The sequence below is a fragment of the Undibacterium sp. 5I2 genome, from assembly GCF_035019605.1.
Taxonomy (GTDB): Bacteria; Pseudomonadota; Gammaproteobacteria; order Burkholderiales; family Burkholderiaceae_D; genus Undibacterium.
Window position 1 is genome coordinate 17,687 of record NZ_JASJVS010000044.1, and the last position, 20,700, is coordinate 38,386.

At 53.0% G+C, this 20,700-nt stretch carries 20 protein-coding genes; 14 read left to right on the top strand and 6 right to left on the bottom strand.

The features are described from left to right. Window positions 1-4: 4 nt before the first annotated feature. From lspA to dut, 3 genes are read left to right on the top strand one after another with little or no spacing between them, the layout of a single operon-like run. Window positions 5-529: a signal peptidase II gene (gene lspA, locus QN359_RS14525; protein WP_322247475.1), complete on the top strand. Its 525-nt coding sequence runs from the start codon at window positions 5-7 to the stop codon at window positions 527-529. A gap of 31 nt (window positions 530-560) precedes the next feature. Next, entirely contained in the window at window positions 561-1,772 is a 1,212-nt protein-coding gene (gene coaBC / locus QN359_RS14530; RefSeq protein ID WP_322247474.1) for a bifunctional phosphopantothenoylcysteine decarboxylase/phosphopantothenate--cysteine ligase CoaBC, read from the top strand. A gap of 10 nt (window positions 1,773-1,782) precedes the next feature. Beyond that, complete coding sequence (dut, locus tag QN359_RS14535; protein ID WP_322247473.1) at window positions 1,783-2,232, top strand: dUTP diphosphatase; 450 nt, start codon at window positions 1,783-1,785, stop codon at window positions 2,230-2,232. Window positions 2,233-2,294: 62 nt separating this feature from the next. Here dut and QN359_RS14540 read toward each other — a convergent pair whose 3' ends face one another. From QN359_RS14540 to clpS, 3 genes are all read right to left on the bottom strand, one after another. Continuing rightward, entirely contained in the window at window positions 2,295-2,573 is a 279-nt protein-coding gene (locus QN359_RS14540; RefSeq protein WP_322247472.1) for a hypothetical protein, read from the bottom strand. An 87-nt stretch (window positions 2,574-2,660) separates the two neighbouring features. Further along, window positions 2,661-4,961, bottom strand: coding sequence for an ATP-dependent Clp protease ATP-binding subunit ClpA (clpA, locus tag QN359_RS14545; RefSeq protein WP_322247471.1), 2,301 nt, complete (start codon window positions 4,959-4,961; stop codon window positions 2,661-2,663). Further along, the gene (gene clpS, locus QN359_RS14550; RefSeq protein ID WP_322247470.1) at window positions 4,958-5,266 is read right to left on the bottom strand and encodes an ATP-dependent Clp protease adapter ClpS; all 309 of its coding nucleotides are present in this window, start codon (window positions 5,264-5,266) and stop codon (window positions 4,958-4,960) included. Before clpS ends, clpA begins: the two co-directional genes overlap by 4 nt. A gap of 386 nt (window positions 5,267-5,652) precedes the next feature. On the opposite strand from clpS, the gene QN359_RS14555 reads away from it, so the two are divergent. The 3 genes from QN359_RS14555 to QN359_RS14565 all read left to right on the top strand — a co-directional run bounded on the left by QN359_RS14555 (window position 5,653) and on the right by QN359_RS14565 (window position 7,925). Continuing rightward, the gene (locus QN359_RS14555) at window positions 5,653-5,856 is read left to right on the top strand and encodes a cold-shock protein (protein ID WP_110257373.1); all 204 of its coding nucleotides are present in this window, start codon (window positions 5,653-5,655) and stop codon (window positions 5,854-5,856) included. A gap of 77 nt (window positions 5,857-5,933) precedes the next feature. Beyond that, on the top strand, window positions 5,934-7,295 hold the full coding sequence (locus QN359_RS14560) for a cache domain-containing protein (protein WP_322247469.1): 1,362 nt from the start codon (window positions 5,934-5,936) through the stop codon (window positions 7,293-7,295). A 6-nt stretch (window positions 7,296-7,301) separates the two neighbouring features. Next, entirely contained in the window at window positions 7,302-7,925 is a 624-nt protein-coding gene (locus tag QN359_RS14565) for a response regulator transcription factor (protein ID WP_322247468.1), read from the top strand. Between the two features lie 60 nt (window positions 7,926-7,985). Here the strand turns inward: QN359_RS14565 and icd are convergent, their stop codons facing one another. Continuing rightward, window positions 7,986-9,239, bottom strand: a complete 1,254-nt coding sequence (gene icd / locus QN359_RS14570; RefSeq protein ID WP_322247467.1) for an NADP-dependent isocitrate dehydrogenase — start codon at window positions 9,237-9,239, stop codon at window positions 7,986-7,988. A gap of 250 nt (window positions 9,240-9,489) precedes the next feature. On the opposite strand from icd, the gene QN359_RS14575 reads away from it, so the two are divergent. The 3 genes from QN359_RS14575 to QN359_RS14585 all read left to right on the top strand — a co-directional run bounded on the left by QN359_RS14575 (window position 9,490) and on the right by QN359_RS14585 (window position 10,942). After that, entirely contained in the window at window positions 9,490-10,035 is a 546-nt protein-coding gene (locus QN359_RS14575) for a pseudouridine synthase (RefSeq protein ID WP_322247466.1), read from the top strand. 150 nt (window positions 10,036-10,185) lie between these two features. After that, window positions 10,186-10,383 (top strand): hypothetical protein, encoded by a 198-nt coding sequence (locus QN359_RS14580; RefSeq protein ID WP_322247465.1) that lies wholly within the window; start codon window positions 10,186-10,188, stop codon window positions 10,381-10,383. Between the two features lie 112 nt (window positions 10,384-10,495). Beyond that, window positions 10,496-10,942 carry a DUF192 domain-containing protein gene (locus QN359_RS14585; RefSeq protein ID WP_322247464.1) on the top strand — a complete coding sequence of 149 codons (447 nt, stop codon included), beginning with the start codon at window positions 10,496-10,498 and terminating at the stop codon, window positions 10,940-10,942. 136 nt (window positions 10,943-11,078) lie between these two features. Here QN359_RS14585 and rpsT read toward each other — a convergent pair whose 3' ends face one another. Further along, the gene (gene rpsT, locus QN359_RS14590; protein ID WP_322247463.1) at window positions 11,079-11,345 is read right to left on the bottom strand and encodes a 30S ribosomal protein S20; all 267 of its coding nucleotides are present in this window, start codon (window positions 11,343-11,345) and stop codon (window positions 11,079-11,081) included. A 248-nt stretch (window positions 11,346-11,593) separates the two neighbouring features. Between rpsT and QN359_RS14595 the strand changes: the two genes are divergently transcribed. Together QN359_RS14595 and QN359_RS14600 are read left to right on the top strand one after the other, a co-directional pair. Next, entirely contained in the window at window positions 11,594-12,184 is a 591-nt protein-coding gene (locus QN359_RS14595) for a GNAT family protein (protein WP_322247462.1), read from the top strand. Between the two features lie 51 nt (window positions 12,185-12,235). Continuing rightward, window positions 12,236-13,405: a hypothetical protein gene (locus QN359_RS14600; protein ID WP_322247461.1), complete on the top strand. Its 1,170-nt coding sequence runs from the start codon at window positions 12,236-12,238 to the stop codon at window positions 13,403-13,405. On the opposite strand, the gene QN359_RS14605 is transcribed toward QN359_RS14600, so the two are convergent. Beyond that, entirely contained in the window at window positions 13,406-14,236 is an 831-nt protein-coding gene (locus tag QN359_RS14605) for a response regulator (protein WP_322247460.1), read from the bottom strand. Between the two features lie 135 nt (window positions 14,237-14,371). Between QN359_RS14605 and QN359_RS14610 the strand changes: the two genes are divergently transcribed. From QN359_RS14610 to QN359_RS14620, 3 genes are all read left to right on the top strand, one after another. Continuing rightward, window positions 14,372-16,363, top strand: coding sequence for a DNA topoisomerase IV subunit B (locus QN359_RS14610; protein WP_322247459.1), 1,992 nt, complete (start codon window positions 14,372-14,374; stop codon window positions 16,361-16,363). A gap of 40 nt (window positions 16,364-16,403) precedes the next feature. Then, window positions 16,404-18,719, top strand: a complete 2,316-nt coding sequence (gene parC / locus QN359_RS14615) for a DNA topoisomerase IV subunit A (RefSeq protein ID WP_322247458.1) — start codon at window positions 16,404-16,406, stop codon at window positions 18,717-18,719. A gap of 884 nt (window positions 18,720-19,603) precedes the next feature. Continuing rightward, a complete protein-coding gene (locus tag QN359_RS14620; protein ID WP_322247456.1) occupies window positions 19,604-20,566 on the top strand; it encodes a hypothetical protein in 963 nt (320 codons plus the stop codon). Window positions 20,567-20,700: the final 134 nt, after the last annotated feature.

A 20,700-nucleotide genomic window follows, 5' to 3' on the forward strand; every position in this document is an offset into this window, starting at 1 on the left:
GATTATGGCCACAAAAAAATCCAGCAACTTCTCGCCGCGCAGTAAAGCCGCCACCTCGTCTTCTTCGCTGCTGCCTTGGCTAGGGCTGGCCGCCGTCGTGCTGCTGCTCGACCAAATCAGCAAGATCACCATCAGCAAATTATTCGTCTATGCAGAATCTCTGCGCGTGACGGCATTTTTCAATCTCACGCTGGTCTACAATAAAGGTGCGGCCTTCAGCTTCCTTGCCACCGAAGCCGGTTGGCAGCGTTACTTTTTCACTGCCATCGGTTTGATCGCCGCTGCCTACATCACCTATTTACTCAAGCAACATGCCGGACAAAAATTATTTTGCAGCGCACTGGCACTGATCATGGGCGGCGCATTGGGGAATGTCGTCGACCGTCTGCTGTACGGGCATGTCATCGATTTTCTCGATTTCCATTACCTCGAACAGTATCACTTCCCTGCTTTCAATTTGGCCGACAGTGCGATTTGTCTGGGTGCAGCGCTGTTCATACTCGATGAGTTACGACGGGTGAAGAAGTAAGCAAGTCAATCAGCAAATAAGGACGGCTAACATGCAACAGCGACTGAGTGGAAAAAAAATCATCCTGGGTCTGAGCGGCGGCATCGCCTGTTACAAGGCGGCGGAATTGACGCGCTTGCTGATCAAAGCCGGCGCAACCGTGCATGTGGTGATGACTGAAGCGGCCACCCACTTCATGACGAGCGTCACCATGCAAGCGCTGTCAGGCCAGCCGGTGTGGACCGACCAGTGGGATGCGCGCATCGCCAATAACATGCCGCATATCGACCTCACGCGCGATGCCGATGCCATCGTGATTGCCCCCTGTAGTACCGATTTCATTTTCAAGCTGGCGCACGGGGCTTGCAATGATTTACTTTCGACTCTGTGCATCGCCCGCCCAGCGGCCGTTCCCTTACTGATCGCGCCAGCCATGAACGTAGAAATGTGGCAAAACCCGGCATGCCAGAGAAATGTGGCCCAATTACGCGCCGATGGCATCCATGTGCTCGGCCCTGGAGCAGGTGCCCAAGCCTGTGGCGAAACCGGCATGGGGCGCATGCTCGAAGCGGCCGATTTGCTGAGCGAAATCATCGCTTCCTTCGCAGCAAAATCTTTACGCGGCAAACACTTGCTGATCACTGCCGGGCCGACTTTCGAAGCGATTGATCCGGTCCGTGGCATCACCAATCTGTCGTCTGGAAAAATGGGCTATGCGCTCGCTACCGCAGCATGGGAAGCCGGCGCTGCCGTGACCTTGGTATCCGGCCCTACCGCACTGGAGCGACCTTACGGAGTGCAGCGCATCGATGTGCAAAGCGCGCAACAGATGTATGACGCAGTGCTGCAGGAAATACGGCAGACGCCCGATGTATTCATCGCCGTGGCCGCCGTAGCGGACTGGCGCGTGGCTAATGCCAGCACGCAGAAACTGAAAAAAACCGAGGACTGCGCTGCTCCACAACTGCTGTTTGAAACCAACCCCGATATTCTCGCCAGCGTCGCGGCGCTGCCGCAGCCACCATATTGCGTCGGCTTTGCCGCCGAGTCGGAACGTCTGCTCGAATATGGCGCAGCGAAACGCTTGAAGAAGCAGATTCCCTTATTGGTCGGTAACATCGGCCATCAAACCTTCGGCCAGGACGACAACGAACTGGTCTTGTTCGATGCCACCGGCCACCGCAGCTTGGCACGCGCGGACAAAGCCACGCTGGCGCGCGCACTCGTCGCCGATATCGCCGCGCGGCTTAGCCATTTACCTTAAGCGATTTATTATGAAAAACATCGACATCAAACTACTCGACCCACGTCTGCACGATTTACTGCCGGCCTATGCAACGCCCGGCAGCGCCGGCTTGGATCTGCGCGCCTGTATCGACAGCGACATCAGCATCGCCGCCGGTGAAACCGTGCTGATCCCAACCGGCCTGGCGATTCATCTGGCTGATCCCGGCTATGCTGCCATGATCCTGCCGCGCAGCGGCTTGGGCCATAAGCATGGCATCGTGCTCGGCAATTTGGTGGGGCTGATCGATTCTGATTATCAAGGACAGTTGATGGTCTCGACTTGGAATCGCGGCAGCAGCGCGTTCGTGCTCAAACCGATGGAACGGCTGGCGCAACTGGTGATCGTGCCGGTATTGCAAGTCGGTTTTCACATCGTCGAAGAATTCGGCGACAGCATACGCGGTAGCGGTGGTTTTGGCAGTACCGGCCAGCAGTAAGCAAGCCCCCCGTTCGATGGTATAAAGCCCGCAGTTGCGGGCTTTATTATCAGAGCCGGCTGTCAGTGTTTGTGCTTGCGGCTGCGCCCGGCTGAATCACGCAAAATGGTGTAATTCCATTCATCTTCGTGGGCACCGGCATCGCCTTCGACGATAACGCGAAAAATATCCTCACCACCGGGGATACGACGGCCGAAGGCGGTATGTTTGCGACTCACATCGCGCCTGTCGTACACATCGACTTCGACTTCTTTCCCCTGCAAGGCCGCCTCGGACAGTACCGATTCTATGGTTTTTGAGGTGTATTCCAGTACATACAAAGGTGGTGCAAATCCAGCCATATATCCTCCGAAACAGGTGTCATCAGAAACCGGCACAATATGCCATATGCCATATGCCATATGCCATATTGTGTGCCCGCGCTTCGCTTACTCTACTTCGACTACTTCCGGCGAAGCCGCCGGTGATGCGGTATCGAGTGCAGGAAAGATTAACTTGACTTGGTCATCATCGTCAAGTTCAACGATGACGCGACCGCCTGAAACCAGCTTGCCGAACAACAGTTCATCGGCCAAGGCCTTGCGTATCATGTCTTGTATCAAGCGCGCCATCGGTCGGGCACCCATCAGCGGATCAAAACCTTTCTTGGCCAAGAATTGGCGCAGACTGTCGCTGAAGGTAGCTTCGACTTTCTTTTCATGCAATTGCTCTTCGAGTTGCATGAGGAATTTATCGACCACGCGCAGAATGATTTCTTCATCGAGTGCACGGAAACTGATGATGGCATCGAGACGGTTGCGGAACTCCGGCGTAAACATGCGTTTGATGTCGATCATCTCGTCACCAGCCTGTTTATTGTCGTTGAAACCAATCGAACGCTTTTGCAAACTTTCCGCACCGGCATTGGTGGTCATGATAATGATGACGTTGCGGAAATCCGCTTTACGGCCATTATTATCAGTCAAAGTACCGTGATCCATCACCTGTAACAAGATGTTGAAAACATCGGGATGAGCTTTTTCTATTTCATCGAGCAAGAGTACCGAATGCGGTTTCTTGGTAATGGCTTCAGTCAGCAAACCACCCTGATCAAACCCGACATAGCCGGGTGGCGCACCGATCAAACGACTGACCGCATGGCGCTCCATGTATTCAGACATATCGAAGCGGATCAACTCGATGCCGAGCGTGAAGGCTAACTGTTTCGCCACTTCGGTTTTGCCCACGCCGGTCGGACCGGAGAACAGGAAAGAGCCGATCGGCTTGTCAGTCTTGCCCAAGCCGGCACGTGCCATCTTGATCGATGAAGCCAAGGCTTCGATCGCCGGCTCTTGGCCGAACACCACATTTTTGAGGTCACGGTCTATGGTTTGCAGCTTACTGCGATCATCTTGGTTAACCGTTTGTGGCGGAATTCGGGCGATTTTCGCGATGATATCTTCGATATCAGCCTTGCCTATGGTTTTCTTTTGCTTGGACTTAGGCAGAATACGCTGCGCAGCCCCAGCTTCATCGATGACATCGATGGCCTTGTCCGGCAAATGACGATCATTGATAAAACGCGCTGACAATTCAGCCGCCGTGGTCAATGCCGAAGCCGAATACTTGACGTTATGATGCTCTTCAAATTTCGATTTCAGGCCGCGCAGAATCTGCACAGTTTGCTCCACCGTCGGTTCATTGACATCGATTTTCTGGAAGCGACGTGACAGTGCATGATCTTTTTCAAACACGCCGCGGTATTCCGCGTAGGTGGTGGCACCCAAACATTTGAGCTGACCGCTGGACAAAGCCGGTTTGAGCAGATTGGAGGCGTCGAGCGTCCCGCCGGAAGCGGAACCGGCACCGATGATGGTATGAATTTCATCGATGAACAAAATACCGTTGGGGGTATCTTTCAATTGTTTTAAGACACCCTTCAAACGCAACTCGAAGTCGCCCCGATATTTGGTACCGGCTAACAAAGAGCCCATATCGAGCGAATACACGACGGCGTTGCTCAAGATATCAGGCACATCACCCTGCGTGATACGCAGGGCCAAGCCTTCGGCGATCGCGGTCTTGCCGACCCCGGCTTCGCCGACCAACAAGGGATTGTTTTTCCGGCGACGGCACAGAATTTGAATTACCCGTTCGACTTCGCTGTCGCGGCCGATCAGCGGGTCGATCTTGCCTTCAGCAGCGTGCTTGTTCAAATTTTGGGTAAATTGATCGAGCGGGCTTTCTTTCGCCTGCGCCTCGGCAGCCGGTTCTTCGCCACCAGTGTCGGCTTTCTGCGGTTCCGTCAGATTATCTTTGCGCACGCCGTGGGAAATGAAATTGACCACATCGAGCCGCGTCACGCCCTGCTGATGCAGGTAATACACGGCATGCGAATCTTTTTCACCGAAGATAGCCACCAGTACATTGGCACCGGTGACTTCTTTTTTGCCATTCGACGAAGATTGCACATGCATGATCGCGCGCTGAATGACGCGCTGAAAACCGAGCGTAGGCTGGGTATCGACCTCGCTGCTACCGGGTACGGTAGGCGTATTGTCGGTAATGAAGTTACCCAGCGTTTTACGCAGATCATCGAGATTGACCGCGCAAGCGCGCATGACTTCCGCAGCCGAGGGATTATCGAGCAGTGCCAGCAGCAGATGCTCAACGGTGATGAACTCATAACGAGCCTGCCTGGCTTCGACAAACGCCATATGCAAACTAACTTCTAATTCTTGCGCAATCATACTTCCTCCATCACACATTGCAGGGGGTGTCCTGCCTTACGAGCGTGCGTCAAAACGAGTTCCACTTTGGTCAGTGCAATGTCTTTCGAATAAACACCGCAAACGCCTTTGCCATCACGATGTACTCTTAGCATGATCTGCATCGCAGTCTCACGATCTTTATTAAAGTATTCCTGAACAACCGTCACTACAAACTCCATCGGAGTGTAGTCGTCGTTTAATAATAGTACCTGATACATGGAAGGCGGCTTGAGCTTTTGCGCTTGCCGTTCCAAGATCGTACTGTTTTCATGCTTGTTTCCCATACGCCTATTTTAGTACGTTGATCGATGCGAGAAGTGAATAATAAGCGAATAAAGACAGCCAAGTTCTAGACTTCAATCAATGTTACTCGCTTTCAAGACTTTTCACAGATGGTGATCATTTTCCAGAGATCAAGCTCGGAATCACGTTAGGGAGACGTTTAGTCAGAGCGGCCTAATTTGTTAAACTCAATTAAAAATACAACAATACAACACCCTAGGCCAGAAGTTTCTTGACATGAGGTTTTTTTCCGCCAAGAATGATATCAGTTGGCTACGTTAGTATTTATTAGTTAACACGAAGGGGGCAGGTTTAGGGAGGGCTGGCATGTCGCCAGGTTTCTTGCTTTTACGGCTCGTGTGATTAGATTCTATTTGAAAGATGCATTATGGCAACAGGTACCGTCAAGTGGTTCAATGATTCCAAAGGCTTCGGCTTTATCACTCCGGACGACGGTGGTGAGGATTTGTTCGCCCACTTTTCCGCAATCCAGATGAACGGCTTCAAGACTCTGAAAGAAGGTCAAAAAGTATCGTTCGAAGTCACGCAAGGCCCTAAAGGCAAGCAAGCTTCTAACATCCAAAATCCGTAATTTTCGGATCAGGAATTTCGAAAAGCCCCGCTTTGACGGGGCTTTTTTTTGCACTGCCCTCACTCCGCTGCAGCCTCATGACACTGCGTTATAAATTCATCCTCTTCGCGATCATTCCGCTGCTGCTTTCCTTCTTCGGCATCGCTACTGCGGTGTTTTATCAATCGACCCAATTGGCACAGCAACAGCGCCACAGCGTCGAACAAGCCTACTTGGCCAGCAAAGAACTCGAACTCAAGCACTACGTCAAATTAGCCAAGTCAGCTATCGCCCACCTCTACGAGCATGACCACGGCACGCCACGCAATCAGGAAGAAGCCAAGAAAATTTTAGCCTCACTCGATTTCGGCGATGATGGCTACTTTTACATCTACGATCGGCAAGGTAACAACCTGATGCATCCGCGTCAGCCCGAACTGGTCGGGCGCAATCTGTGGAATATGACTGATCCACAAGGGCAACTGACAATACAAAAACTGATCCACGCAGCCGACCAAGGCGGCGGTGCCGTCCGTTATCTGTGGGAAAAACCATCGAGCCATCAGATGGCGGCCAAACTCGGTTATGTGATTCCGCTGGAACGCTGGGGTTGGGTACTCGGCAGCGGGATCTATCTCGATGATGTCGAGAGCGCGCTGACCCGCATCGATGTGCAAGGCGCGGCGAATATCCATAACACCATGTTTTGGATCGTCGGCATTACGCTGGCCTGCGCTCTGGCCATCGCCGCTGCCGGCTTGGCACTCAATATCAGCCAATCACGCTTGGCCGATGCCAAGCTCAAGGTCCTGACGCGGCGCATCGTCAGCTCGCAAGAAGATGAGCGTGCACGGCTGTCGCGCGATCTGCACGATGGGCTCAGTCAATTGCTGGTGTCGGTGAAACTGCAGATCGAATCGGGCGTCGCCAAGCTGGCCCCGGTACAGCCTGCCCAAGAGGCCGCACGCATCGCGCTGGCGCGCGCTACCAAACAGCTCAACGAAGCCTTGGCAGAGGTGCGCCGCATCTCCCACGACCTGCGGCCAGCCATGCTGGTCGACCTCGGGGTGGTGGCCGCCTTTGAGCATCTGGCAGCCGAATTTGAAAACGCCACCGCCCTGCCGGTATTATTGGTCACCGAAGGGAAGTTTCACGGCTTATCGGAAATCAGCGGCACGGTGCTGTACCGGGTAGCGCAAGAAGCGCTGACGAATATCCATAAACATGCCAAGCAAGTGAGTCAAGTGGAAATCGAATTGCGTGCGCATGGAAACACCGTCACACTCTGTATTATCGACAATGGCAGCGGCTTCGACGCTCAAGGCATCGCCGAGCACCCCAAGCGTGGCATCGGCCTGTCGAATATGCGCGAACGCTTGGCGACGGTACAGGGGCAGTTGCTGCTGCAATCAAACAGTAAAGGCACGCGTGTCGTGGCCAGTATCCCTCACGGAGAATAATAAGTAATGAATCAGACCACCCCGATCAAGCTACTGTTGGTGGATGACCATCCGCTGGTACGCGACGGCTTGCGCGCCCGTTTGGAAAGCGTGCCGCACTTTCAGGTTTGTGGCGAGGCCGGCAGCGCCGCGGAAGCGCTGAAGATCATTGCAGAACAAGCGCTCGATCTGGTCCTGATGGATATTAATCTCGGCAATACCAACGGCATCAGTCTGACCGCGCGCTTGAGTCAAGATTACCCGGCGATCGCCGTGATCATGCTGTCGATGCACGAAAAGGCTGAGTACGTGAGCCAATCGGTGCAAGCCGGTGCGCGCGGCTATGTACTTAAGGATGTCCCGGCAGAAGAGATTATCCACGCCATCGAAAGCGTCATCGCCGGCGGCAGCTATTTCAGCGCCGGACTGCAGAGTGAAGCCAACCGCAAACGACCGACGCAATTACTGACTCAGCGCGAGCAATGTATACTAGAGAGTATCGCCACCGGCAAATCGAACAAGCACATCGCCCGCGAATTGAGCCTGAGCGTGCGCACCATCGAAACCCACAGGCTCAATATCAAACGCAAGCTCAATATCGATGGCCAGGCCGATCTGATCCGCTATGCCATCAACAATCTAGCGCAGTAATACAGCGATACCAATGAAAAAAGCCGGCTTACGCCGGCTTTTTGTTTACCATGCAAACAGTTACATGTTTTCTATCATGACATCGCCGAAACCGGAGCACGATACTTGCGTAGCGCCTTCCATCAGACGGGCGAAATCGTAAGTGACTTTCTTGGCCGTGATGGATTTTTCGGTTGCCGAGATCAACAAGTCCGCCGCTTCCAACCAACCCATGTGACGCAACATCATTTCAGCCGACAAGATCAGGGAACCTGGGTTGACATAATCTTTGCCAGCGTATTTCGGTGCTGTGCCGTGGGTTGCTTCGAACATGGCCACGGAATCGGACAAGTTCGCGCCCGGTGCAATACCGATGCCGCCGACTTGTGCTGCCAACGCGTCGGAGATGTAATCGCCGTTCAGGTTGAGGGTAGCGATGACACTGTATTCAGCTGGACGCAACAGGATTTGCTGCAGGAATGCATCGGCAATCACATCCTTGACGACGATATCTTTGCCAGTCTTAGGATTTTTAAATTTGCACCATGGGCCGCCATCGATCAGTTCTGCACCGAATTCTTTTTGTGCCAATGCATAGGCCCAATCACGGAAGCCACCTTCGGTGTACTTCATGATGTTGCCTTTATGTACAATCGTCACCGATGACTTGTCGTTGTCGATTGCATACTGGATTGCTTTACGAACCAAGCGCTCAGTGCCTTCGATGGAAACCGGTTTGATACCGATGCCCGAAGTTTCTGGGAAACGGATTTTCTTGACGCCCATTTCGGTGGTCAGGAAAGCGATCAGTTTTTTGACTTGTTCGGAACCTTGTGCGAATTCGATACCGGCGTAGATATCTTCCGAATTTTCACGGAAAATTACCATGTCGGTTTTTTCCGGTTCACGGACTGGCGATGGCACGCCTTTGAAATAACGGACTGGACGCAGACAAACGTAGAGATCAAGTTCCTGACGCAGGGCGACGTTGAGCGAACGAATGCCGCCGCCGACTGGCGTAGTCAGTGGGCCTTTGATAGAAACAACGTAGTCGCGCAAGACTGTCAGCGTTTCTTCCGGCAACCAGACGTCAGGGCCGTAAACCTTGGTCGATTTTTCACCAGCGAAGATTTCCATCCAGCTGATTTTGCGCTTGCCGCCGTAAGCTTTGGCAACTGCGGCGTCAACCACCTTAATCATGACCGGGCTGATATCCACGCCAGTCCCATCACCCTCGATATACGGGATGATAGGATTGTCAGGAACAGTCAGCGAGAAATCGGCATTGACGGTAATTTTTTTACCTTCAGCAGGAACTTGAATATGTTGATACATCGTTTTCTCCGTAGTTAAGCGAACAAGCGGGGTGCGCTGGGTACGCTGAGTTGTGTTATGTCGTAAATATGTCTTGTCTCTATATAATAACGAAAGTCGGCGTCAAGACTGGTGCGCGATCGACTCTGCGCCAAAAACTCTCGTTAACCCTTGTTAACTCTTATATAAGACACAAGACCAGCATTTCGTATTATGCACTAGTATTTTACTGTGTGCCATCAATTTACCAAATTGCGCTTACCATATTGCCATGAAACTGATCTTACTCAACAAACCTTTCAACGTGATGTGCCAATTTTCGGCCCATCCCAGCCGCCAAACTCTAGCCGATTATCTGAGCCTACCTAATATATACCCAGCCGGGCGGCTTGATGCTGATAGCGAAGGATTAATTTTACTGACCGATGATGGGCAACTGCAGAACCGCATCAGTCACCCCGATCACAAACAAGCGAAAACCTATTTAGTACAAGTCGAAGGCAGCCCGACTGCAGCGCAACTGGCGGCCTTACGCGCGCCCTTGGATTTAGGTGACTTTGTGACGCAGCCATGCCAAGCGGTACAAATCATGCCGCCCGACTGGCTGTGGCCACGCCATCCGCCGATCCGCGAACGCGCGCAAATACCCACGGCTTGGCTGAGCTTGACCCTGTCGGAAGGAAAAAATCGCCAGGTGCGGCGAATGACGGCGGCGGTCGGCCTGCCTACCCTGCGCTTGGTGCGCAGTGCTATCAGCGGCTTTTCCTTGGCCAGCCACCCGCTCATGCCGGGAGAATGGCAACAAGTGACACTGTGACACTGCAAGCAGACGGTGACAGGCGTGTTAGACGTGGGTTTATTTTGCATTTCTTGAATAATCGTGTCAACCGGCAACACTACTACGCCGTTCTCATCAGTGCTGCACTGAAATCATCATGCTGTTACCCCCCTACTCTAAGGAATGAACATGAAAAAATTGATCGCCGTTTTGCTTGCTGGTCTGTTTGCTTCCGTCGCATTTGCTCAAGTTGCCGCTGCGGCTGACGCCCCTGCTTCAGCCCCTGCCGCTTCCGCCGAAGCCGCGGCACCGAAGGCTAAAAAAGCCAAGAAAGCGAAAAAAGCTGCCCCTGCAGCCGATGCGGCAGCCGCAGCAGCCAGCAAATAAGCTTTACCGCATTAAAAAAGGCAGTAAATCGAGCGTAAAGCGCTTAGGTTTACTGCCTTTTTTTTATTTGCGGTACGATACGGCCTTCACCTTTTTTTCACCCTGATTAATCATGAATAAACATTTCCTGCTCCGCCTCGCTACCCTGCTGGCTTTTTCCGTCTGCGCGGCTGGCGTCAGCGCGCAAACAAAGTTGCCAATAAAACAATTGTCAGCCGGTATGTATGTGATTCAAGCCGAAGTGGCCAGCAGTGATGCAGAACGCGAGCAAGGTCTGATGTTGCGCACCAAAATGGCGGGCAATGAAGGCATGGTGTTTGATTTTCATGCGCCGGCCGGGGTGTGCATGTGGATGAAGAATACCCTGATCCCTTTATCGGTGGCCTTCATCGATCGCGATGGCGTGATCGTCAATATCGAAGACATGGCACCGGAATCACTCGACTCACACTGCGCCAAACGCACCGTGCAATACGCACTGGAAATGAATCTCGGTTGGTTCAAGCAAAAAAATATCAAACCGGGTACCAAAATCGAGGGCTTGCCGCTGGCACGTTAATCACAATAGCTTCTTGCAATGCAAAAAACCGCAGTATCTGCGGTTTTTTTTCACTGCCCATCTGTACTGCTGCGCTTAAGCTTGCCGTCCGGTTTGGCACCTTAGCACCCGACCAGAGTCAACAAGACTCAGTTAATTACGCAGCCAGTGCTTTCAAAGCGGAAGCCAGACGGCTCTTATGGCGAGCTGCCTTGTTCTTGTGAATGATTTTTTTGTCAGCGATACGATCGATAGTCGATACGGATGTTTGAAAAATAACTGCAGCAGCGGCTTTGTCACCGGCTTCGATCGCTTTACGAACAGCTTTGATGGCTGTGCGCAGAGTCGAGCGTTGGCTGGAGTTGTGTGCGTTTTGTTTTACTGCTTGACGAGCACGTTTGCGTGCTTGTGCGGTATTTGCCATGAGATTTCCTAAACGTGGTCAAAGCGACGAGGTCAAAGCAAGTTGATAAAATGCCACGCCGCAAAATTCTATACAGCTTTGTAGTATAACGACTTTTATTTTTCTTAGCAAGCATTACTGTGGCTTGGCAGATTGCGCACTCACTCGCAAGGCCTACTGTATCGTTAATTTTTTTCTGCCACTGTAACTGTCGCCCGCCGCGCTTCTATGGGAAAGTAAGGCAATCGTTCCCTATAAGGATAGTTATCATGCAATGCCTGCCCCTGCAATTAAGCGCTCAACGCGTCGCCCTCGAAACATTGACGCCTGCGCATCTCGATGAAATCACCACGGCCGCGGCCGATGGCGAACTGTGGAAATTATTTTTCACCTCTGTACCAGCACCGCAACACTGTACCCAGTGGCTCAGCAACGCCCTCACGGCGATGGCCGAGCAGCGGGCGCTGCCATTTGCGATCCGCGATCTGGCCACGGGTAAAATTGTCGGCAGCACGCGTTTTTTTAATTTGGTACGCGAACATCGCCGTCTCGAAATCGGCCATACCTGGCTGGCCCGCTCAGCCCAGCGCAGCGGCATCAATACAGAAATGAAATTACTGATGCTGCGGCATGCCTTTCAAGTGTGGGACTGCCTGGCAGTCGAATTTCGTACCGATTTTTTCAACCATCGCTCGCAAGCGGCGATCGAACGCCTCGGTGCCAAGCGTGATGGTATCTTACGCAATCACATGGTCATGCCGGACGGACGCATCCGTGATACTGTTGTGTATAGTATCTTGCAAAATGAATGGGCCGGCGTCGAACAGAATCTGCAGTATCTGCTCGATCGCCGCGCTTGAGCAATTAATCACCGCGCCGCTGCCGGCGCTTGGTCTGGGGAGAACCTTTACGTGCTGATCGATTTTTTCTTTACGCTCAAAGATGCCAAAGTGCCGGTATCGATCAAAGAATTTCTGATGTTGCTGGAAGCGTTGGAAAAAGGCTTGATCAGCATGTCGCTCGATGATTTTTATTTCCTCGCGCGTACCATCATGGTTAAGGATGAAGCCCACTACGATAAATTCGACCGCGCCTTCGGCCTGTATTTCAAGGGCATAGACACACTGTTTGAAAAACATCCCGAGATTCCGCTCGACTGGCTCAAGCAACGACTGGCGCGCGAACTCAGCGATGAGCAAAAAGCCGCCATAGAAAAATTCGGCTACGACAAGCTGATGGACAGGCTCAAAGATTTACTGAAAGAACAAAAAGAGCGCCATGAAGGCGGCAGCAAATGGATAGGTACCGGTGGCACCTCGCCATTCGGCAATGGTGGCAGCAACCCGGAAGGCATACGCATCGGCGGCCAAGGTGGTAAGCGCAGTGCGGTTAAGGTGTGGGAAGAACGTTCATTCAAAGATTACGATGCCGAACGCGAACTCGGCACGCGTAACATCAAAGTCGCGCTGCGCCGCTTGCGTAAATTCGCGCGCCACGGTGCGGCCGAAGAATTTGCCCTCGATGCGACGATACAGGCGACGGCCAATAATGCCGGCTATCTCGATATCAAAATGCAGCCGGAACGAAAAAATAACATCAAGGTGCTCATGTTGCTCGATGTTGGCGGCACCATGGATGACCATATTGCCCAGACCGAAGAATTATTCTCCGCCGCCAAGACCGAATTCAAGAATATGGAATTTTTTTACTTCCATAACTGCGTCTATGATTATTTATGGAAAAACAATCGACGCCGCCATGCCGAAAAATTTCCCACCATGGATATTTTGCGCAAGTATCCGGCCGATACCAAGCTGATCTTTGTTGGCGATGCCACCATGAGCCCCTATGAAATCCTGCAGCCGGGTGGCTCGGTTGAATACAATAATGAAGAAGCCGGCGCCGTCTGGCTGCAGCGTTTCGCCAGCACTTTCCCCAAATATGTGTGGCTCAATCCGGAACCGGAAGCGGTTTGGCAGTACCGCCAATCGATCAGCGTGGTGCGCCAGTTGATGAGCGAGCGGATGTTTCCCGTCACATTGGAAGGTTTGGCGCGCGCCATGCGGACCTTGAGCAAGTGATCAATCGTACAGTTGCAGCGATTTTTTCATTGTGTTGAGCAACACCAGGCGCGTCAGCGGTTTAACCAGAAAACCGCTGCAGCCGACCTTCGCGGCCCGTTCGATCTGGTATTCAAACGACTTATCGACCAGCAAGATGACCGTAGTCCGCAAGCCGAGGTTTTGCCGTTTGAGCTCGGCGCATAGGGCATAGGGATCGAGCTGCGGCATCGAGGTATTGATCAGGGTCAGCGCATGCTGATTATTCCCATCGAGCATGAGGGCGCTGCGCTCATCGGTCGCTAAGGTGACATTGATGCCGAACGGATCCATCATGGCGGCGACATACTCGCGAAACTGGGTATCCTTATCCACCACCAAGATACCGCCCTTGGCCACCGCTTGCGCGCGCATTTTGGCATAGACATCGGGATCGGTCAAATCGAGATCGAGCCGCTTGTCGCGGCGTCGCTCATGAACGGACACGGTTTTACGTGCACTCAAACCGGTCAGCACCAGTGTGCGTTGATCGATCATTTCATCGAGCAAGGTGAAAATTTTGCGCCAGCGAATAGGCCGCGGCATCACCCGATACGGCAAGTCGACCTCAGTTTTACCAATAAGCAACACCGGCTGCGCCACACCAGGGTGTAAATCCGATAAAGTTGCGAGCGCTTTTAATTCACCCGCATTCACAATATACATGTCAGGATCTTGCAGGCAGCCTCGTTTGAGGCAGGTATAGCTATACCCGGTTTCGCGCGCAACCGCCAAAACACTGAAAAAAGTATCTTCTTCACTGGCCGAAAATCCAAGCAAGCGGATAGCGATCGTTGGAGTTTTTTGTGACATCGTTTATCCATCTACTCAATACAGCTACAATAGCTGCAAAAACGTATGCAAGAATACATCCAAATGATGTAAGTCCGATCAAACAAATTGCAAAACTTCATCACATTTCAACCAAAACAACAGATTCCTATTGGCATGGCCACTAAAAAAAATACTTCTCCCTCTGACTACAGCGAATCCTCCATCCGTGTCTTGAAAGGTCTGGAACCGGTCAAACAGCGTCCCGGTATGTATACCCGGACCGAAAACCCCCTGCACATCATTCAAGAGGTGATCGACAATGCCTCTGATGAGGCCTTGGGCGGACATTGCCAGCATATACAAGTGGCCATCAACAGCGACGGCAGTTTCAGCGTTGAAGATGACGGCCGCGGTATCCCGGTCGGCTTGCACCCAGAGGAAGGCGTGCCAACCGTGGAAATCGTGTTTACCAGATTACATGCCGGCGGTAAGTTCGACAAGGGTTCGGGCGGTGCCTATGCGTTCTCGGGCGGCTTGCACGGGGTTGGCGTGTCGGTCACCAATGCTTTATCGAAACGCTTGGAAATCACCGTCTGGCGCGAAGCCGGCATGCATCAATTGACCTTCGCCGATGGCGACGTGATCGAGCCCTTGCGTAGTCAGGCTTTAGGACGCGGCGAAAAAAAATCGGGAACACGGGTCACGATCTGGCCCGATGCCAAATATTTTGATAGCCCCGCCGTGCCGCTGGCGGAATTGCAGCGCTTGCTACGTTCGAAAGCCGTACTGTTACCGGGCGTCAAGGTGACACTGAGCCAGGCCAAGACCGGTGAAACGCAAACTTGGCAGTATGATCAAGGCTTGCGCGGCTACTTGACCGAAGCGCTGGCACATGCCTCGCACGCCGAACCGCTGATTCCGATGTTTGAGGGCGAGCAGTTTGCCAATGCCGACCATGACGGCTTTGCCGATGGCGAAGGCGCATCGTGGGTGGTGGCTTGGACCGAAGAAGGTAATGTAGTCCGCGAATCGTATGTCAATCTGATTCCGACACCGGCCGGCGGCACCCATGAATCGGGCTTGCGCGAAGGATTGTTCGGTGCCGTCAAGAGTTTCGTCGAAATGCATTCGCTGCTGCCGAAGGGCGTCAAGCTGTTGTCGGAAGATGTGTACGCGCGTGCCTCCTTCGTGCTTTCAGCAAAAGTGCTGGACCCGCAGTTTCAAGGGCAGATCAAAGAGCGACTGAACTCGCGTGATGCGGTGCGCTTGGTCTCGACTTTCACCAAGCCGCCGCTCGAACTGTGGCTCAATTCGCATGTCGAATACGGTAAAAAACTGGCCGAGCTGGTAATTAAACAAGCGCAAACGCGCTTGCGTTCGGCGCAAAAAGTGGAAAAGAAAAAATCCTCGGGTGTCGCTGTTTTACCGGGCAAGCTGACCGATTGCGAATCCAACGACATCACCCGCAATGAATTGTTTTTGGTCGAGGGCGACTCCGCCGGCGGTTCTGCCAAAATGGGCCGCGACAAAGAATTTCAAGCGATTCTGCCCTTGCGCGGCAAAGTACTCAATACCTGGGAAGCGGAGCGTGATCGCCTGTTTGCCAACAATGAAATTCACGATATCGCCGTCGCCATCGGCGTCGATCCGCATGGTATCAAAGACAATCCGGATCTGAGTAATCTGCGCTACGGGAAAATCTGCATTTTGTCGGATGCTGACGTCGACGGTTCGCATATTCAGGTGTTGTTGCTGACGCTGTTTTTCAAACACTTCCCACAACTGATCGCGCGCGGCCACATCTGCGTGGCGCGGCCACCGCTGTTCCGTGTTGACGCGCCGGCGCGTGGTAAAAAACCGGCACAAAAAATCTATGCGCTCGATACCGGTGAGTTGACGGCGATCGAAGACAAGCTGCGTAAAGATGGGGTTAAGGATGGCGCTTGGAGCATTTCCCGCTTCAAGGGTCTCGGTGAAATGAATGCCGTGCAATTATGGGAAACCACGATGAATCCCGATACGCGCCGCTTATTGCCGGTAGCACTCGGTGAATTCGATCAGGAGTTTTCCGCCGAACGCTTCAATATGCTCATGGGTAAAGGCGAAGCCGCTGCCCGACGCGCCTGGATAGAAGAACACGGCAATGCCGTCGAAGCCGATATCTGATTACCAGCTGTTTTCCTGAATTGAAGAATACAAAATACTTATGAGCGATCAAGCAAATTTATTTGAATCCAGCCCGCCACCGATCGATGGTGAAACACTGACCTTGGCCACCTTCGCCGAGCGCGCCTACCTCGATTACGCCATTTCGGTAGTCAAAGGTCGCGCCTTACCCGATGTTTGTGACGGTCAAAAGCCGGTACAACGCCGCATTCTGTATGCGATGAATGAACTCGGTCTCAATGCCGCGGCCAAGCCGCGCAAATCGGCGGCCGTGGTCGGCGATGTACTCGGCAAGCTGCATCCGCATGGCGATCAATCGGTGTACGACGCGCTGGTGCGAATGGCGCAAGATTTTTCCTTGCGCTATCCGCTCATCGATGGTCAGGGTAATTTCGGTTCGCGCGATGGCGACGGTGCCGCGGCGATGCGATATACCGAGGCACGTCTGACACCGATCGCCAAATTATTAATGGATGAAATCGATCAAGGGACGGTCGATTTTCAGCCCAATTATGACGGCACCACCGAAGAACCGAAGTTACTGCCGAGCCGCTTGCCTTTCGTGCTGCTCAATGGTGCCTCCGGCATCGCAGTCGGTTTGGCGACTGAAATTCCGTCGCATAATCTGCGCGAAGTGGCGCACGCGGCAGTCGCACTGATACGCAACCCGAGCATGCAACATGCCGAACTCATGGGCATGATACCAGGACCGGATTTCCCCGGCGGCGGTCAGATCATCACGCCAGCCGCCGCGATTGCCGACATGTATGCCAACGGACGTGGCAGCATGAAGGTAAGGGCGCGTTGGAAGATAGAAGAAATGGCGCGTGGCCAGTGGCAAGCGGTGGTGACAGAACTGCCACCGGGTACCTCTTCGCAAAAGGTGTTGGAAGAAATCGAAGAAATCACTAATCCAAAAATCAAGACCGGTAAAAAAACTTTGTCGCCGGAACAGGTCAGCCTGAAACAATCGGTCCTGGCGATACTCGATACGGTACGCGACGAATCGGGCAAAGATGCGCCGGTGCGTTTAGTGCTGGAGCCGAAATCGAAAAACCAAGATCAAGCTGAATTCATGCAGATGTTATTGGCCCATACCTCGCTGGAAACCTCGGCCTCGATCAATTTGGTGATGATCGGTGGCGACGGCCGTCCGCGTCAGAAGGGTCTGCTCGATATCATCAATGAATGGATCGCCTTCCGCTTCATCACCGTCACCCGGCGCACCCAGTTCCGCCTCAAGAAAGTCGACGACCGCATCCATATTTTGGAAGGGCGCGAAGCGGTCTTGCTCAATATCGATGAAGTCATCCGTATCATCCGCGAATCGGATGAACCGAAACCGGCGCTGATGACGGCATTCAGTTTGTCGGAACGTCAGGCCGAAGATATTCTGGAAATCCGCTTGCGTCAGTTAGCGCGCTTGGAAACGATCAAGATCCAGCAGGAATTGAGCGAATTACGCAAAGAAAAAGAGGGGCTGCAAGATTTGCTCGAGCAACCGAATTCCATGAAGCGCATGCTGATCAAGGAAATCGAGAGCGATGCCAAGCAGTATGGCGATGAGCGCCGCACCATCATCGAAGAAGCCGCACGCGCCTCGACTGAAGCCAAGATCATCGATGAAGCGGTGACCGTGGTAATCTCCGACAAAGGCTGGGTACGCGCGCGCGGCGGCCATGCGCATGAAGCAGCACAGTTCAGTTTCAAAGCCGGCGACAGTCTGTACGGCACGTTCGAGTGCCGCACGGTCGACCAATTGCTGGTATTCGGTTCCAACGGACGCGTGTATTCGGTAGCAGTGTCGGCCCTGCCCGGCGCGCGTGGTGATGGCGTACCGATCACCACCCTCATCGATTTAGCCGCCGGCAGCAAGATTTTGCACTACTATGCCGGCCCGAGCGAGCGCACGCTGCTGCTGGCATCGAGCGCCGGTTACGGTTTCTGTGCCAATATCGCCGACATGGTCGGTCGCATGAAAGCCGGTAAAGCCTTCATGACGCTCGAGCCCGGCGATCTGCCGCTGGTGCCGACGGCAGTGGCCGACGATGCCAGTGCGATTGCCTGCTTATCGGAAAAAGGTCGTTTGCTGGTATTCGGCTTGGGTGAAATCAAAACCCTCGCCAGCGGCGGACGCGGCGTCACCTTGATCGATTTGGAAGCCGAGGAAAAACTGCTGGCAGCGATCCCGATCAGCCAGAAAGGGGTACGCGTGAGCGGCATCGGACGCGCCGGCAAAGCGCAGGACATCGCCCTCTCGGCCAACGCTCTGGCTCCGCATATCAATAAACGCGCACGCAAAGGCAAACTGCTGGAAGCGAAAGTTAAACCATCCGGTTTACAGCGTATCGGCTGAGTCATTCGCTATAGCATTACCGACGTCAGCGTCAAGGAACCAAGTTTCCTTGACGCTGACGTCGGCACGACAGACAGAATGGCGTCTCTGACACAATCAATGTGGGAACACGCATCGTTACTGGATTCCTGCCTACGTAGGAATGACGAGGCGAGAGCACGGGGGAGTGACATGTCTGCCGTTAGAGTAAGCAACTTAATGGATCGTCGCAAGCGACGATGGAAAAGCCTCTGGAACGGGTTTGCATCCCCTCCCATCGGATCGCTCCTTCGTCGCTCACCGGCCTGAAGAGGCTGTCGCAAAAGCCTGATGGACGTTTTTTACACCTGAAACACCGCATACCTCGTCATTCCCGCATGCCGCAGCCTCGTCATTCCCGCATGCTTTTAGCGGGAACCCAGTGTCGTTTTCAGCGCTGAAAACACGATCATCTCTGGCATTTTCAGTTAAGCACGAACGCCGCTGGGTTCCTGCCAAAAGCGCGCAGGAATGACGTGGCCACCAGTTAGGGTAATGACACCGACTGAAAACCCTTTTGCGACAGCCTCTGAAGGCCGGGGGTTCAAACCCTAGTCAGATACCCTGAATGGCAAAAATCATTGGCAAGTTAAAAATTTCTTTTTTGGTACTTTGCATTAAAAAAAGTTAAATTATTAGTACTAGTCCGATTGTTTGTTACTTTTCTCCTCCCTAAAATGGCTATCACCTGAAGTCGTCGATGGCCGCTACCCGGTACACCGAACGCGACTGCCAGGGCACTCGGCAAGCCGCTGAGAACCAATGGATAGCTCGATCACTACACACGGAATGAAGCTGTTGTTCAAGTCAAAAACTTGAAGCTTCAACTATATGCCTTTTTTTTTAAATACTTTTCTTGGAGATTTATGAAGCCTACCGTTTACGCACTGATCGGCGCCGCGCTGATTGCACCGTCTGCCTTTGCCGCACCCCAGGTGCAGACCCAGGGACAAAAAATTGTCACACCAGAGGCAACGATTATCACCGTCCCGCGCAATGCCGCACGCAGCGTCTACTGGACCCCGGAAAGACTCAGACAGGCCACTCCTATGCCAGCACCAAAGATGTCTGAGAACGATGTTTACTATTTCAAAAACGCAAAGCAGCAAACGCGCTGGAATACCACATCGCAAACAATAGAACCGGTGTTTCCAAACGCCCCGCTCTCCGGAGGTAAGCAACAAGGTGTACCGACGGCAGCCAACATGGCGATCATGCCCTACAGCACGGCTGGGAAACTATTCTTTGTCAACTCGAGAGGAGAAGCGTATTCTTGCTCGGCTCAATTTGTCGGCAATACCCGCACACTGCTGACGGCCGCACACTGCATCGTCGATAACGTAAGCGGTATGGCATTCTCCAATTTCGAATTCCGTCAGAATTATCCGAACAACAATGGTCAGCAAGGAATTCAATCGTACTGCTTAGGTATTAATCCAGCTTGGGTGAATCGTAGCCACAACATGGCGTTCAATGTGGATTACGGCTTCATGCGCACGACCTCGGAATCTCGCGGCGGCGCACTCGGCTTGCAAAGCAACGTCCCTTATCCTAACCTGACGGCACTCGGCTACCCGGGAAATTTCGGCTTCGGCGAGACCATGCAAACAGTGGACGGCACCAAAGGCGATATCTCCAATAATACCGTTCGCATGGATAACAATCCCATGACGTTCGGTGCCAGCGGTGGTGCGTGGACCACCAGTAATTATGCCGTAGGAGTCAATTCACATATCTCCTCAGCCTTTCCAACCAGCCAGTTCTCTCCCTTGTTTGACTCTGCCGCGATGGACGTCTACAATCGAATGGCACAGTACTGCCCGATGTAAGCTGCGCTTGGGTACTACAAGTAGTCGTACTCATGTCTACTTGTATCGCCCATAAAGAAAAAAAATCGTCCCTGCGGACGATTTTTAGCCTTCAAGCTCCGTGCGCATACTTGCGCACGGTGGATGATGCCCGG

Bases quoted from the DNA above. Each gene is read 5' to 3' on its own strand.
- lspA (WP_322247475.1), top strand. From the start codon at position 5: ATGGCCACAAAAAAATCCAGCAACTTCTCGCCGCGCAGTAAAGCCGCC.
- coaBC (WP_322247474.1), top strand. From the start codon at position 561: ATGCAACAGCGACTGAGTGGAAAAAAAATCATCCTGGGTCTGAGCGGC.
- dut (WP_322247473.1), top strand. From the start codon at position 1,783: ATGAAAAACATCGACATCAAACTACTCGACCCACGTCTGCACGATTTA.
- QN359_RS14540 (WP_322247472.1), bottom strand. From the start codon at position 2,573: ATGGCTGGATTTGCACCACCTTTGTATGTACTGGAATACACCTCAAAA.
- clpA (WP_322247471.1), bottom strand. From the start codon at position 4,961: ATGATTGCGCAAGAATTAGAAGTTAGTTTGCATATGGCGTTTGTCGAA.
- clpS (WP_322247470.1), bottom strand. From the start codon at position 5,266: ATGGGAAACAAGCATGAAAACAGTACGATCTTGGAACGGCAAGCGCAA.
- QN359_RS14555 (WP_110257373.1), top strand. From the start codon at position 5,653: ATGGCAACAGGTACCGTCAAGTGGTTCAATGATTCCAAAGGCTTCGGC.
- QN359_RS14560 (WP_322247469.1), top strand. From the start codon at position 5,934: ATGACACTGCGTTATAAATTCATCCTCTTCGCGATCATTCCGCTGCTG.
- QN359_RS14565 (WP_322247468.1), top strand. From the start codon at position 7,302: ATGAATCAGACCACCCCGATCAAGCTACTGTTGGTGGATGACCATCCG.
- icd (WP_322247467.1), bottom strand. From the start codon at position 9,239: ATGTATCAACATATTCAAGTTCCTGCTGAAGGTAAAAAAATTACCGTC.
- QN359_RS14575 (WP_322247466.1), top strand. From the start codon at position 9,490: ATGAAACTGATCTTACTCAACAAACCTTTCAACGTGATGTGCCAATTT.
- QN359_RS14580 (WP_322247465.1), top strand. From the start codon at position 10,186: ATGAAAAAATTGATCGCCGTTTTGCTTGCTGGTCTGTTTGCTTCCGTC.
- QN359_RS14585 (WP_322247464.1), top strand. From the start codon at position 10,496: ATGAATAAACATTTCCTGCTCCGCCTCGCTACCCTGCTGGCTTTTTCC.
- rpsT (WP_322247463.1), bottom strand. From the start codon at position 11,345: ATGGCAAATACCGCACAAGCACGCAAACGTGCTCGTCAAGCAGTAAAA.
- QN359_RS14595 (WP_322247462.1), top strand. From the start codon at position 11,594: ATGCAATGCCTGCCCCTGCAATTAAGCGCTCAACGCGTCGCCCTCGAA.
- QN359_RS14605 (WP_322247460.1), bottom strand. From the start codon at position 14,236: ATGTCACAAAAAACTCCAACGATCGCTATCCGCTTGCTTGGATTTTCG.
- QN359_RS14610 (WP_322247459.1), top strand. From the start codon at position 14,372: ATGGCCACTAAAAAAAATACTTCTCCCTCTGACTACAGCGAATCCTCC.
- parC (WP_322247458.1), top strand. From the start codon at position 16,404: ATGAGCGATCAAGCAAATTTATTTGAATCCAGCCCGCCACCGATCGAT.
- QN359_RS14620 (WP_322247456.1), top strand. From the start codon at position 19,604: ATGAAGCCTACCGTTTACGCACTGATCGGCGCCGCGCTGATTGCACCG.